This window comes from Streptomyces sparsus (assembly GCF_054776295.1).
In genome coordinates, this window is the sequence record NZ_BAAHCA010001674.1 from 1 (window position 1) to 583 (window position 583).

Here is a 583-nt window from a genome sequence, read left to right on the forward strand (position 1 = left end):
GTGCACGCCCTCGCGGCCTGGCTCGTCCACCTCGCCGACCCCGCCACCTCCCGGCGGCGCGGCTTCCTGCGCCGGCTCCACCCCCGCCTGCTGGCCTGGCACCGCTACCTCACCGAGCGGCGCGACCTGGGCGGTGGCGGCCTGGTGTCCGTGGTGCACCCGTGGGAGACCGGTATGGACAACAGTCCCTGCTGGGACCGGCCGCTGTCCCGCGTCGAACCCGCGCCCGCCGGCTCCTTCCGGCGCGCGGACCTGGCCCACGGCGCCGCCGACGACCGCCCCACCGACCTGGACTACGGCCGGTACGTGCGGCTCGCCGGCGACTACCGCGACCACGGCTACACCGACCGCGGCACCGCCCACGCCTTCGCCGTGGAGGACCCGGGGGTCAACGCGCTGCTGGCCGCCTCCGCCCACGCGCTGGCGCTCATCGCGCACACCCTGGGCGAGGACGACCGCGCCCACCGCGACAGCGCGCGGCGCCTCACCGACGCCCTGGTGCGGCGGCTGTGGCACGAGCCGAGCGGCCAGTTCCTGTGCCGGGACATCCGCGCCGACGCCCTGCTGCCCGAGCGCAGCGCGG

At 77.7% G+C, this 583-nt stretch carries 1 protein-coding gene; it reads left to right on the forward strand.

All coding sequences use genetic code 11. The features are described 5' to 3' along the window. Window positions 1-583 (forward strand): MGH1-like glycoside hydrolase domain-containing protein (locus ACYVE9_RS30240; protein WP_461031044.1); only part of this gene is annotated, 583 nt, incomplete at both ends.